Below are 12,157 nucleotides of genomic sequence, written 5' to 3'. Positions count from 1 at the left end.
GCAATGTCCCGAGTGATTTTGGGCAATGACATTAAATCTGAACTAACACCTGGTCGCCCTCAATTTTGGCGGCAAAGGTGGGCAGAGGGCGGGGCGGAGGGCCAGCGTTAACGGTGCCGTCTGGGTTAAAGCGCCCCCCGTGGCAAGGACAGATAAACAGCCCCTGGTCAGCATCCCAGGGCATAGCGCAGCCGGAGTGGGTGCAGACGGCGCTGACTGCTATCAGCTCAGCCGGATTGCCGGGGTCGCGAATAACGGCCACGTCGTCGCTGTTGGTCAACACCCCATCGGTATCTAGATCAGCAACGGTGCCAATGGCCACAAATTCGCCATCAGCACCGGGGCTAGCAGAGTCCGATTGGCAGGCTGCGATCGCCACAGGCAAACTAGCGGCTAACAATCCCAGTCCTAGCCGGTTAAAGTCTCGACGTTGCATAGTGCTTCTTTGAAGTAAGGGTGGATGGATAGATCATCTCAATAAACCTGATCCATACCCAGAAGCAGAGTTCTGACGATGGGCCAGTTAAGCGATTCTATTCCGCACCTACTATAGCGTTGGCGTCAGCTACTGTGTTATTTGCCAAAGCCCAGGCCGCGCTTAGCTGAAGGTAGGCATAGACAGTTGTTGAGCTGGCTTCGCAGAGTGTCGTGATCGAGATTTTGGCCGATCAACACCAGCTGATTTTTAGGTTCACCCTTCCAGTCGTCATCGTCTAGGGAGAAGCGCTTGCCGCTGAGGTGAAAGATGTGGCGTTTGGGGCTTTCGTCAAACCAGAGAATGCCCTTGGCTCGAAATACCGACTCGGGCAGCAGGTTGTCGAGAAAGTTTTGAAACTTGCGGATGGCAAAGGGGCGATCGCTGGCAAAGGAGAGCGACGTAAATCCATCGATAGCTAGATGGTCAGAGTGGTGATGCCCATGATGGTCATGCCCGTCATGGTCGTGGTCACAGTGGCCATGGTCGTGGTCACAACCGCTGTGGTCGTGGGCGTCTTGCTCATGCCCATGGGCTTCATGGTCGTGCCCGTGGGCGTGGTCATGGGCCGCCTCGGTGCTTTCTCCGCCAAAGTATTTGTCTGACTCAAACAGACCGACGCTAAGAATTAGCGGCAGAGGCACCTCTGACTTGGTGGTGCGCAAAATTCTAGCGCCCTCTTTGACATCGCGAATTTTGACCTCCAACAAGTCAAGGTCGGCATCGTCAACTAGGTCGGCCTTGTTGAGCAAAATGATGTCACCGTAGGCAATCTGGTTGTGGGCCGCCTGGCTGTTGAAGAGGTCGAGGCTGTAATTCTCAGCATCGACCACCGTGACGATGGAGTCGAGCCGGGTCATGTCGCGCAGCTCAGTGCCCAAAAAGGTCAGGGCAATGGGCAGTGGGTCAGCCAGTCCAGTGGTTTCGACCACCAGATAGTCAATCTTGTCCTGGCGTTCGAGTACCTTATACACCGCTTCCATCAGATCGTTGTTGATGGTGCAGCAGATGCAGCCGTTGCTCAGCTCGACCATCGTGTCGTCGCTGTTTTCGGTGGCGATCAGCAGGTCGTTGTCAATGCCGATCTCGCCAAACTCGTTGACCAACACGGCGGTCTTGAGTCCTTCCTGGTTAGCCAAAATGTGGTTTAGCAGAGTGGTTTTGCCGCTGCCCAAAAAACCGGTGATGATGGTGACGGGCAGACCGTGTTTAGCGTCATCCATAACCTGGGGCTGAATGGGAGGAGCAGCGGTAGACATGGGTAGTGTGGGAATACAGGACACTCTCCATACTAGCGATCAATCTTGGGGATTTGCCGCCCGCCTGGGGATTGTTCGGGTGCTTGTCCGCAGGGAGTGCGATCGCAATAGACCGCTTTCTCACAAAACGGCGGGGCTACGACTCGTCACCCACCCTGGCCTGGTCGGTTTCACCAAAGATGGCGCTGGGGTGGCAGTAGTATTTAAACTCCAGCAGGTTGTGAAAGGGATCCTGCAAGAAGAAGGTGCGGTGCTCTAGGGCTGAGCCAGGGAAGCGGCGCTTTTCGCTCTGGTAGAAGTAGAGCTGATGGTCTTTAGCCCGGTACAGCAATGTCTCCCAGTCGAACTCAGCCAAAAACACCAGGCCGAAGTGGCGGGGATAGATGCCCTTTTGGGGGCTGAGGTCGGTGGTGGTGTGGGCGACAAGCTGATGGCCGTAGAGGTTGAGAATCAGCGAGTTGGGGGTTTCTCGTCCGGGCTGGCACCCTAGCCCTGCCACATAAAAGCCCTTGGCAGTGGGAATGTCGCCTACCGGAAAAGCCAGGTGAAACAGGGCAGCAGAGGAATCCATAGCGGGGAACTAGTAGCGGCGTTAGGGGTGATGTCCCAGGCGAAAGGCTAAACGACTGCGGAGCGATTCGCAGGGCGATCTGGGCCGGAATCGACAGCACTGAGCAGTGCCTTGAGGGCCGTATCTTCGGCCTGGCTGATCTGCTGATCGATCAGAGCAATGTTAATCGCCTTAGAGAGCACAAAGGCGGCGACCTCGGGCTCTAACTGCTCAACCAGCAGTTCCATGGGCATAGGGGCTTTGAGAGCAGACTGTATTCCCAACAGCATCGATTCTTCCAGCCCCATGGTCACCAGTCGAGGACGCAGGGTGGCCCAGTTTTCTAAGTAATCTTGCCCACTGGCGTGAAGAATGGAGGCCAGCAGCCGCTGCACCTTACTCTGCTGGGCCGGGGTCATGGCCGTGTAGGTGAGGGTGTCGGCTTCTATAGAGGGGTCTCGATTTTGGTTGAGGTTGCCGAGAATTTGCTGCCATTCGGCCTCGGTGCACTGCTCGGGCTTGCCCACGCAAAGTGAGACCTGAATGCGGTTGCCGGTGGTCTGAAGCTGGGTCACCTCCGCGTGAATGCCCAAGTAGCCGAGCCACTGCGACACCATGCCCACCAGCCTGCTGCTGGCCGACTGAGCCTGGGCGAGCATTTGCACCTGGGTACGCACCAGGGGGCGAACGAGCTGTACCAGCATAGGGCTTTCCTCAAAACCGTCTTGATCTTACCCAAGTCAACCTCAATTGACGGTAGTGCAGTACGCCATTGCTCTGGGATAGGGTGTTTGGCGGTGCGGGGTAGAGGGTGAGGGCCTACTTGGCGTGCCAGTGGATGTAGGGCAGGCTAAGGGCTAGGGCAGATCGCGGTGGGTAAAGGGTTTTGCGTCTTTGCCGCTGTAGGTGGTTGAGACATGGCCATGGCCCACGAGGTGGTATTTGTAGGTGACCAGCCCCTCTAGGCCCACGGGGCCACGGGGCGGCATTTTTTGGGTGCTGATGCCCACCTCGGCCCCAAACCCATAGCGAAACCCATCGGCAAACCGGGTAGAACAGTTGTGATAGACGCCAGCGGCATCGACCTGCTGCATAAAGTGGGCGGCGGTGGCGGCGTTGCGGGTGACGATCGCCTCGGTATGGCGCGAGCCGTAGGTGGCGATGTGGGCGATCGCATCCGCTACCGAGTCCACCACTTTGATCGACAAAATCAAATCGCTGTACTCCGTGGCCCAGTCTTGCTCAGTGGCAGGCACCAGGTAGGGCACAATCTCCCGCGCTCGTTCATCCCCCCGCAGTTCTACCCTTGCGTGATGCAGGGCTTCTGCCAGAGGCGTCAGCCCCGTCGCCGCAATGTCTTTGTGAATCAGTAGGGTTTCGATCGCATTGCAGGCCGAGGGGTAGGCGGTTTTGGCGTCGAGGGCGATCGCGATCGCTTGGTCTAGATCTGCCTCGTTATCGACATAGAGGTGGCAGATACCGTCGGCGTGGCCCAGCACCGGAATTCGCGTATTCTCCTGCACAAACCTCACAAAGGCGTTGGAGCCACGGGGAATGATGAGATCGACGTAGTCCTCCAGCTCTAGCAGAGCCCGAGTCTCTTCGCGGGTGGTCAGCAGCTGCACTGCCTCTGGATCTACCCCCGCATTGCTCAGCCCCTGCTTGATCGCCTGCACTAGCGCCAGACACGAGGTTACCGCCTCCTTGCCGCCCTTGAGAATCACCCCATTGCCCGACTTAATCGCCAGGGCCGAAATCTGCATGACTGCATCGGGGCGCGACTCAAAAATCACCCCCAGCACCCCCAAGGGCACCGCCACCCGCTTTAGCACTAGCCCGTCATCCAGCTCGCGGTGGATCTGCACCGTACCCACTGGGTCGGGCAGTCGGGCCACATCGCGCACCCCGGCGATCGCCCCCGCCAGTTTTACCCGATCCAGCTTGAGCCGCCCGTAGAGGGGGGTAGCTAAGTGATCTGCGATCGCAGCTTCGCAGTCGGCTTCGTTTGCCGCCACAATCGCCTCAGCATTGGCCTCCAGGGCTGAGGCAACGGCCTCAATGGCGGCATTTTTGGCCTCGGCAGAGAGGCCCGCTAGGGTTTGAGCCGCCTGGCGGGTCGCCTGGGCAATCGCCAGCAGCGGCTGAGCATCCTGAGCAAGGGGAGAAACAGTCATAGCAGTGAGAGCAACCCGGCAATACTCCAGTTTACCGCCTCAGAGGAAAGGGTTTCGGGGTTTAAGTCTTGAGTTCGCATCAGTGAGCAACTCCCCACCTCACTCATCCTCTGGCTCATCTAAATGCTCTGACGCCTCGCGGTAGAGGTTGAACACGTGATTATCTTTAAGGCAATAGAGTACATTGCGGCCCTGTTTGCGGTAGCTGACCAGGCGAGTGGCCCGCAAAATGCGGAGTTGGTGTGACACTGCTGACTCACTCATGGCGACGACCGCCGCCAGTTCCCCCACCCGCTTTTCACCCAAGGCTAGGGCCGAGAGAATGCGCCAGCGATTAGAGTCACCCAAAACGCCAAAGAATTCTGCCATGCGCTGAGCCTTTTCGACGCTCAGAATTTCGGCTATGGGAGAGTCATCCCCATGATGACCACAGGTGGGTAAGTGGGCGAGGTCGCGATCGCCAGCCATAGACAACATCTCTCAACAACAGCCGCCCCAAAACCCATGAACAGCTGTTCATATGTCATTATGAGTTTATGAACGATTGTTCAAGCATTTGAGCATTAGTTTAGTCCACCCTGTCTATGAGGAACCCTGCCATGACTACCGTTACCCAAATGAAATGTGCCTGCGCCTCCTGTCTGTGCATCGTCGATACTAGTCAGGCGATCGCAAAAGACGGCCAGTACTTCTGTAGCAACGCCTGTGCCGACGGCCATCCCGAAGGCTCTACCGGCTGTGGCCACAGTGGTTGTGGCTGCCATAACCCCTAAAATAGCGCGCAAATGCTAGGGCGCAAGAATTTGTAGCGTCTCTACTTCGCTGCTGCCGCTGACTCCCCTAAAATCAAAACAGATCACAGCCCTGGGAGAGTTTGAACAACATGGCGCAAAACGACCCAAATCGGGTGCTGCGGCTGTTGCCCTTGGTGGCAGGAGTGCTAGGGGGCGTCCTACTGCTGGTCAATCGAGTACTGACCCCGGCGCTGACTGAGCCCCAGGCGCGATCGGATGTCATGGGTGTGATTCTCAGCGCTGTGCTGATTTTGACCGGCCTGCTATGGCAGCGGGTGCAGCCTACGTTGCCTGAATCCGTCACCCTGATTGGTGAAGAGGGCCTTGAGATAGATGACTCCCTCTCCGCTGCACTCAAGACCGAGTTGGCCTGGGCCTCCCACCTGCTGCTGACCAACACCGTCACTCGCTCTGTAGTGATCTATCGTCAGGGTAAAACCCTGCTGCGGCGAGGCACTTTGGCTCCCAAGGCGGAGGTCACCCCCGGTCCGATTTTGAAGCGTGTGCTTGAGACAGGCAAAGCAGTATACCTGGTCAACCTCAAGATCTATCCAGGCCGGGTAGAGTTTGACTACCTGCCCGAAAATACCCAGGGTGTAATCTGTCAACCCATGGGTCAGCAAGGGGCACTAATTCTCGCTGCCAATGCCCCCCGCAGCTACACGCGCCAAGACGAAGCCTGGGTGACAGGCCTCGCCGATAAACTAGGATATTCCTTAGACGAGTTAGCCCTCGAGGTCCCAAGCGCAGGATGATCTTGCCTATCACCCCTACGGACGCCCTGACTCGCTGTGGCTGGGTGCACGACGACCCCCTAGAAGTGGTCTACCACGACCAAGAATGGGGCGTACCCGTTCACGACGATCGCAAACATTTTGAGTTTATCATTCTCGACGGTTTTCAGTCGGGGCTGAGCTGGCTGACCATTTTGCGCAAGCGCGAAAATTTTCGGGCCGCCTTTGACGGCTTTGACCCTGAGATAGTCGCTCTCTATGACCAGGCCAAACAGCAGGAGCTACTGCAAAATGCTGGCATTGTGCGCAATCGACGTAAAGTTGAAGCCGCCACCCTCAATGCCCAGGCATTTCTCCAGGTGCAAGCGGCCTTTGGCAGCTTCGATCGCTACATCTGGCAATTTGTGAATGGCGAAACCGTACAAAATGCTTGGCCCACTCTGGCTGATGTACCCACCCGCACCACTGTCTCTGACGTCATGGGCAAAGACCTCAAGCAGCGGGGTTTTAAATTTGTAGGCACCACCATTTGCTATGCCTACATGCAGGCCGCAGGAATAGTCAACGACCACACAACCGACTGCTTTCGTCATCGGCCAGTCACTTTGCTCGTAGATGCACAACCAACTAACGACTACCAGAAAAAGCAAGCAGAAGTTGAGTAAGTAGGTAGGATTGGGTGCAAAGATGCCGGCGGTCATAGAGGTCGCAATCAGCTGCCCAATGAGGGTACAGCCTCCAGGCTCTCTACCTTACAATTAATCAGACTTACTTATCTACCTCTAGAAAATCATACATAGTTAGCAATGATTCCAAGACAAGGTAGGTTAAACTCTCTAAACTCCTGGATCATTTCGTTGGCAGCTACTTTATCAGTCTTTTGAATTCCTACGACTATTAAGGAGCTAGATGCATAAGACGTTAAGAAGGTAGCATCTGAGGATTCTTGATAACTAGGCGTATCATAGATCACCAGGTCAAATGAATCATGCAACCTTTGGACGAGTTGCTTCATCTGATTAGATGCTAACAACTTGCTCGATTGCGATGAAGACTGACCTGCCGTTATGGCAAAGAGATTCTCTGTGTTGGGGACAGGTTCAATCGCATCCTCAACAGATATCTCGCTGAGTAAAACCTCACTTAACCCTTTCGAATTATTCAAAGAAAGCATTTCATGGAGTTGAGGAGATTGGAGATTTGCATCCACTAGCAAAACACGCTGATTAGCCAAGAGCGCCGCCTTAGCGAGATTCAAAACTAAGGTAGACTTCCCATCCTGAGGACAAGCTGAAGCGACTACGATAGACTGGATTAAATCTGCCGAAGGTGAAAGCCGAATCTTCGTGTAAGCAGAGTTGAAAGCTTGAAGAAATGAGTAGAAATTAGCGCCATCTTTCCTGTCTGACTTGTCAAGAAGTACAGCGCTTGAAGCTTGCTGTAAGCGCACGGCATCTTCACAATAAGGAATGGCAGCCAAAATAGGTAAAGATGTACCTTCCTCAAGGTCTGTCAGGCCAAGAAACGTATTTTTGCTCCTATCGGTCAAAATGGCTCCAGCAACTCCTGCCATTAGCCCTGCTAACAGACCCAAAGCCATATTTCGAGGAAGTTTACCCTCCTCAGGTACTGGATTCCCATCTACATCTCTAGGAACCTGAGACTTAGAAATCAAATCCCAAGGAAATTCATTTTGAGCAGCCTCAACTTGAAGGGTTTCTCTCTGGGCTAATAGGCGATCTAGAGTCTGAGTAGCCAGCAATAACTCTCGCTGCAAATCAGCATATCGTCGTGCAATGGCTGGAAACTGTTGCACGCTTTGGCTTACCGAACTGCCAGCTTGTGCAAGGGCATTAGAACGAGCCTGAAGTACTTGGATTTGGTTCGCTGAATCGACCATTTGCTGAATTAGGTCAGTGCGAATAGTGTTTTGATAGGCTAACATCTGGGAGCTATTTAATTCACTGAATGCAGGACCTAATACTTCCCGTGCTCGCTTTTCTTGTAGAGAAGACAATTCTTCTTGCTGGCCACGCAAATTTTGTATTACAGGGCTAGCTTCATTGTAGAAAGCAGATTCAACAGCAATCTGACTTTCAACTTCTTCTCTTTGTCTCAGAAGATTCTGATAACCAGGATCTTCGCTTAGGGTAGAAGAGGCAAGAGCCTGGTTTGGATCAAGTCCTAATTGTGCCTGCAAGTTTTGATAGAGAGTGGCTTGCTCTCGGAGTAAAGAGTCCGTTTGCAATTTTTGACTCGAAAGATCTGCCAGTTGAGTAGAAAGTTGATTACCCTGAGCTTGGGGATCAGTCAGCAGATACTGCTCTTGAAGCGACTGAATTTGAGACTGCAATAAAGAAACTCGACTTTCTAATGAAGGAAGCTGTTCATCAATAAATCTAACTCCTTCACTAATGCTGCTTTTGCGCTCTTCAAGGCTATACCGAAGAAACCGATCTGAAATCACATCTAAAACAAGATCTGCTCGCTGAGGATCAGAGTCTGCATAGATTACTTCAAGAATTCTAGTCTCCTGCCTACCTGTCCCTCCAACACCATCGCCAGAGCAACATCTTTCTACAGTTAAACCTGCTCTCAGATCACTCTCTCGGAAATCAGGAAAACTTGCCTGTACCTGCTCTACAACCTCAGACAGTAGACCTGAGCTTTGGAGAATAACTAACTGAGTCGGATAGTCTACCAGAGAAATATTCTGCTGCCTTGCTTGATCTTCTCCCCGAGCAACAGCTCCAGGATCTAAAAGTCTTCTCTCAGGAGTAATAGGCTCGACTAACAGCCTGAAGTTACTTTGATAGACTGGTGCTGCAGCAACGCTGACCCAATAGGCTAACCCCGTTGTCAATGCAGTAGCGCCAAGCACTAGCAAAGCATTGCGGCGAACACTGCGTAACAAGGGACGAAAATTGATACCCTGTTGCTCGCTGATGTCGCTAGCTGAGGTTTCTAGTGGGGTTGATTGCAATTGAGCAGATGTGGAGTCAGACATCGACTCATGAGACCTTTGAACTACTTCCATCCCGCCCTCTTGACTACTATGAATACAAACAATAAATATACGTAGTTATCTAGAATCTTGAAGAACCAAGCCGACCAACGTCAGACATGAAAAGAGGACTTTGTGTCTGAATGCTAAATAATCTTACTTGAAACCGCATTGCAAGGTCGGACGTCGTGGCTATCTTAACAGCTAAAGCCTCCTAAGCAGTAGAATGGCTTATAGCCTTAGACTAATTTATCTGAACAACTCCCGTCAAGATTATTAAATCCTCCATATATCTTACATTCACACCCACTAGAGTTGAAATTCTCTGCCAAATTCTCAAGATAACTTTAGACAATCTTATTAATGTATGCACTTTAGGCGGGTACGCCAGTCGATAGGCAAGCTATAAAAAAGCAGTGTGTGGCGAAAAAGCTACTGGGTCAGACCAAAAAAACATATTGCCATGAAGAGCACAGGTGATAGGGCAGAAGCCTGCTAAGGGTCATATCACTTAGGCAACAACAATCAATCAATCAATCAATCAATCAAACGCGTGAGAATTGTCATTTTATCTATTAACAGAGGCAAAAGAAATTAAGATTCTCTCTAGAGGGGAAATGCGTCGGCTGATGAAAACACAGGACTTCCAGCATGTTTGCGACTATCTTAATTATTGTTATCATTAAAAAAGTCAAAAATTCCTAGAACCTGAAAAATTGGATTTATGACTGCATCGATAGCACCTCCAAGTAGGCCTAGAAAATCAGAGGTTCGTGCTAAGTTGCCAGTGGAGATTAAAACAATATCGCCTTCGCGAAGCGCTGGGTTATTCTCTTCATTTAAAGGTTCCGAGTAATCAACCTGGATAATACGGTTTACGACTGTGCCATCCGGATTTAAACGAATGAGATTAGCTGATCCAGATTTTGCTCTAGGATTATCAAAGCCGCCTGCTGCTAAGATGGCCTGATTAAGAGACGAGTTGGGTCTAATATCAACCAGGCCAGGAGCCCTAACTTCTCCAGCAATATTTATAGCGATGCTGTCCGGAGAGAAGTTAGCTATCGCAATTCTCTGTGCTTCAGAAGGGTCAAGAGCCGCAGCTATTGGAACAAAAATAGTGTCGCCATCACGTAGAGTAAAATCCTGAGGTGCATTTTCTCCTTGTAATAGCGACCACAAATTCACACTCAAATTTCGCGTAGATCCATTCTGTTCAAGACGACGCAGCTGAACGTTTCTAAGATCTGCTTGCTGCTGTAGTCCACCAGCCGCCTGAATCGCTGTAATAACGGTAGGCCAGTCATTAGGATTTCCTCCCACTTCGGTTAGTCCACCCCCGATACCTTGCTCACGGGGGGTCAGGGTATAGGAACCAGGGCGTTGTATTTCTCCTGCAACAACGACGCGCAAAGAACGAGGACTAACTAAAGTAACAGTGATATCGGGATTTTTAATAAAAGGCGCATAACTAGCCTCGATCTGTGTTTCAGCCTCTCTCACAGTTAAACCTTCAACACTTACCTCACCTACCCAAGGCAAATTCAACCGACCATCTACAGGAACAATATATCTTTCCTCATCGAAAAATGCTGGATCGACTCCGAACAGCCTAATTCTAAGTTCATCACTTCGACCTAGTCTGTAAGCGTCTTCACTGTAAGGGTAAGGTTCATTCTGTATCTCCGCTGGGGTTTCATCAGTTCTCTGGATATCTAGTCTTACAGGCTCCTGAGCGCGAGCCGCCAAAGGGAGAAAGGCAGAAGATAGAACTATTGAAAGAACTACTCTAGAAGAAAATATCAAACTGCGCTCTTTGTGAGGGACTGATTTTTTCTGGAGACCCAAATTTAAATTGCAAAATTTCATAACCCTTAAATCCCTAAACCTTCAGTTAAAAATACAAATAGAATCTAAGCCCACCAGTTCCAAGATTGTCCAATCTTAACCCGTTAAACCTTAAATGGCATGCCGCTGTGCATCCTGAGAGAACACTATCCAAGATAACAGCAATTGACATCGCTGCCAGTATAAATGTTCCCAAATAGCTGTGCACTTGAATCAAAGTTAATGCAGTAACCTAGTACAGAGGAGTCTAGAAACTTGTCTAAGTGCTTTAGCCCCAAATTACACCCCTAAGCCTCGGAATATAAAGCTATTGCGCAGAAAATCTCGCAATAGGAATGGAGGATCCTGATCCGGTTTGCGTTGTATGACCCGCCGCAATCGCCAAGTTGTAAAGCCTATAGCCCATGCCATATCTGCAATTGTCAAATAAGCCCAGCCATGATTCTTCAAGAAATAATGATGCCGAGAATCAAAAACATACTTAGGACGACGCTTAAGCGGATACTTTGTATTGGTAACGCCAGAACTCTGTCCAATTAAATGCACAACATGACTTTCAGGAACGTACCAGCAAGGCCATCCTGCTTTGTTAGCTTGGAGGCAAAAATCCATCTCCTCATAATACATAAAGTAGTCTTCGTCCATTAGACCTACTTGTTCGATTACCTCCTTTCGGATAATCATGCTTGCTCCTGCAACCCAGTCAGTGGGGCAAGCAGTCTCTGAGATAGGAGGAGCAACAACCCATCTTGAGAGCATTTTAGAAAGTAAGCCTAGACGCATTCCACTCTCTAATTCACTCCAGACTGTATGAAAGCGAAAAGCCGTCCGGTGAGGAGTTCCGTCTGGATCTTCTAGGCGGCTACCGGCGATTCCAACTTCGGGATTGTTCTCCATAAACTCTAGTAGCGCTCGAATTGCACCAGGACGAACTACTGTATCGGGATTGAGTAGCAACACGTAAGGCGGCAGTTTTCCAGTCTCTAGTGCCTGCCGAATCGGAAAATTATTACCGTAGGCGAATCCACCATTCCGTTCTAAGGGCATGAACGTCACCCATTCCCAACCTTCTTTAGCGATCGCCCCCGAAATTTTCTCGTTTGACTCGTCGCCAGAGTTATTATCTGTCACTACAACTTGAATATTAGGCAAATCTTTAACTTCGTTTACCAAGGAATGTAGACAGTCAATAGTCAAGTCGGGAGTTTGGTAATTGAGAATCACTACAAATACGGCAGGAAGGAACGCTGACTCAGTATCCCTTAACTCACTTTGGCCAGGCAAATGCTTACTGATCATGAGACCTCGCTAAAAATCCG

At 51.1% G+C, this 12,157-nt stretch carries 12 protein-coding genes; 3 read left to right on the top strand and 9 right to left on the bottom strand.

The window, feature by feature from the left end:
* Positions 1-31: 31 nt before the first annotated feature.
* The 6 genes from AC0QKW_RS11055 to AC0QKW_RS11030 form a co-directional block, all read right to left on the bottom strand.
* The gene (locus AC0QKW_RS11055) at positions 32-436 is read right to left on the bottom strand and encodes a QcrA and Rieske domain-containing protein (protein ID WP_473151125.1); all 405 of its coding nucleotides are present in this window, start codon (positions 434-436) and stop codon (positions 32-34) included.
* Between the two features lie 137 nt (positions 437-573).
* The gene (locus AC0QKW_RS11050) at positions 574-1,734 is read right to left on the bottom strand and encodes a CobW family GTP-binding protein (RefSeq protein WP_473151124.1); all 1,161 of its coding nucleotides are present in this window, start codon (positions 1,732-1,734) and stop codon (positions 574-576) included.
* A gap of 136 nt (positions 1,735-1,870) precedes the next feature.
* Positions 1,871-2,305, bottom strand: coding sequence for a VOC family protein (locus AC0QKW_RS11045; protein ID WP_473151123.1), 435 nt, complete (start codon positions 2,303-2,305; stop codon positions 1,871-1,873).
* A 47-nt stretch (positions 2,306-2,352) separates the two neighbouring features.
* Positions 2,353-2,988 carry a hypothetical protein gene (locus tag AC0QKW_RS11040; RefSeq protein ID WP_473151122.1) on the bottom strand — a complete coding sequence of 212 codons (636 nt, stop codon included), beginning with the start codon at positions 2,986-2,988 and terminating at the stop codon, positions 2,353-2,355.
* Positions 2,989-3,141: 153 nt separating this feature from the next.
* Entirely contained in the window at positions 3,142-4,458 is a 1,317-nt protein-coding gene (locus AC0QKW_RS11035; protein WP_473151121.1) for a glutamate-5-semialdehyde dehydrogenase, read from the bottom strand.
* Between the two features lie 99 nt (positions 4,459-4,557).
* Positions 4,558-4,827 carry an ArsR/SmtB family transcription factor gene (locus tag AC0QKW_RS11030; protein ID WP_473151144.1) on the bottom strand — a complete coding sequence of 90 codons (270 nt, stop codon included), beginning with the start codon at positions 4,825-4,827 and terminating at the stop codon, positions 4,558-4,560.
* 230 nt (positions 4,828-5,057) lie between these two features.
* On the opposite strand from AC0QKW_RS11030, the gene AC0QKW_RS11025 reads away from it, so the two are divergent.
* From AC0QKW_RS11025 to AC0QKW_RS11015, 3 genes are all read left to right on the top strand, one after another.
* Entirely contained in the window at positions 5,058-5,231 is a 174-nt protein-coding gene (locus tag AC0QKW_RS11025) for a metallothionein (RefSeq protein ID WP_473151120.1), read from the top strand.
* 110 nt (positions 5,232-5,341) lie between these two features.
* Positions 5,342-6,007: a cofactor assembly of complex C subunit B gene (locus tag AC0QKW_RS11020; RefSeq protein WP_473151119.1), complete on the top strand. Its 666-nt coding sequence runs from the start codon at positions 5,342-5,344 to the stop codon at positions 6,005-6,007.
* 2 nt (positions 6,008-6,009) lie between these two features.
* Entirely contained in the window at positions 6,010-6,651 is a 642-nt protein-coding gene (locus tag AC0QKW_RS11015; protein WP_473151118.1) for a DNA-3-methyladenine glycosylase I, read from the top strand.
* A 125-nt stretch (positions 6,652-6,776) separates the two neighbouring features.
* On the opposite strand, the gene AC0QKW_RS11010 is transcribed toward AC0QKW_RS11015, so the two are convergent.
* From AC0QKW_RS11010 to AC0QKW_RS11000, 3 genes are all read right to left on the bottom strand, one after another.
* Positions 6,777-8,993 carry a GumC family protein gene (locus tag AC0QKW_RS11010; RefSeq protein ID WP_473151117.1) on the bottom strand — a complete coding sequence of 739 codons (2,217 nt, stop codon included), beginning with the start codon at positions 8,991-8,993 and terminating at the stop codon, positions 6,777-6,779.
* A 663-nt stretch (positions 8,994-9,656) separates the two neighbouring features.
* Positions 9,657-10,859, bottom strand: a complete 1,203-nt coding sequence (locus AC0QKW_RS11005) for a polysaccharide biosynthesis/export family protein (protein ID WP_473151116.1) — start codon at positions 10,857-10,859, stop codon at positions 9,657-9,659.
* A gap of 258 nt (positions 10,860-11,117) precedes the next feature.
* Positions 11,118-12,137 carry a glycosyltransferase family 2 protein gene (locus tag AC0QKW_RS11000; RefSeq protein WP_473151115.1) on the bottom strand — a complete coding sequence of 340 codons (1,020 nt, stop codon included), beginning with the start codon at positions 12,135-12,137 and terminating at the stop codon, positions 11,118-11,120.
* Positions 12,138-12,157 lie beyond the last annotated feature (20 nt).

Source organism: Pseudanabaena sp. PCC 9330, assembly GCF_055795045.1.
Note: the sequence above shows the minus strand (reverse complement) of the source record. Positions and strands in the feature narration are given on the sequence as shown.

What these genes read in the sequence shown, in the direction of transcription:
- AC0QKW_RS11050 (WP_473151124.1), bottom strand. Translation starts at nt 1,734, where the DNA reads ATGTCTACCGCTGCTCCTCCCATTCAGCCCCAGGTTATGGATGACGCT.
- AC0QKW_RS11020 (WP_473151119.1), top strand. Translation starts at nt 5,342, where the DNA reads ATGGCGCAAAACGACCCAAATCGGGTGCTGCGGCTGTTGCCCTTGGTG.
- AC0QKW_RS11025 (WP_473151120.1), top strand. Translation starts at nt 5,058, where the DNA reads ATGACTACCGTTACCCAAATGAAATGTGCCTGCGCCTCCTGTCTGTGC.
- AC0QKW_RS11035 (WP_473151121.1), bottom strand. Translation starts at nt 4,458, where the DNA reads ATGACTGTTTCTCCCCTTGCTCAGGATGCTCAGCCGCTGCTGGCGATT.
- AC0QKW_RS11010 (WP_473151117.1), bottom strand. Translation starts at nt 8,993, where the DNA reads ATGTCTGACTCCACATCTGCTCAATTGCAATCAACCCCACTAGAAACC.
- AC0QKW_RS11055 (WP_473151125.1), bottom strand. Translation starts at nt 436, where the DNA reads ATGCAACGTCGAGACTTTAACCGGCTAGGACTGGGATTGTTAGCCGCT.
- AC0QKW_RS11000 (WP_473151115.1), bottom strand. Translation starts at nt 12,137, where the DNA reads ATGATCAGTAAGCATTTGCCTGGCCAAAGTGAGTTAAGGGATACTGAG.
- AC0QKW_RS11045 (WP_473151123.1), bottom strand. Translation starts at nt 2,305, where the DNA reads ATGGATTCCTCTGCTGCCCTGTTTCACCTGGCTTTTCCGGTAGGCGAC.
- AC0QKW_RS11040 (WP_473151122.1), bottom strand. Translation starts at nt 2,988, where the DNA reads ATGCTGGTACAGCTCGTTCGCCCCCTGGTGCGTACCCAGGTGCAAATG.
- AC0QKW_RS11030 (WP_473151144.1), bottom strand. Translation starts at nt 4,827, where the DNA reads ATGGCAGAATTCTTTGGCGTTTTGGGTGACTCTAATCGCTGGCGCATT.
- AC0QKW_RS11005 (WP_473151116.1), bottom strand. Translation starts at nt 10,859, where the DNA reads ATGAAATTTTGCAATTTAAATTTGGGTCTCCAGAAAAAATCAGTCCCT.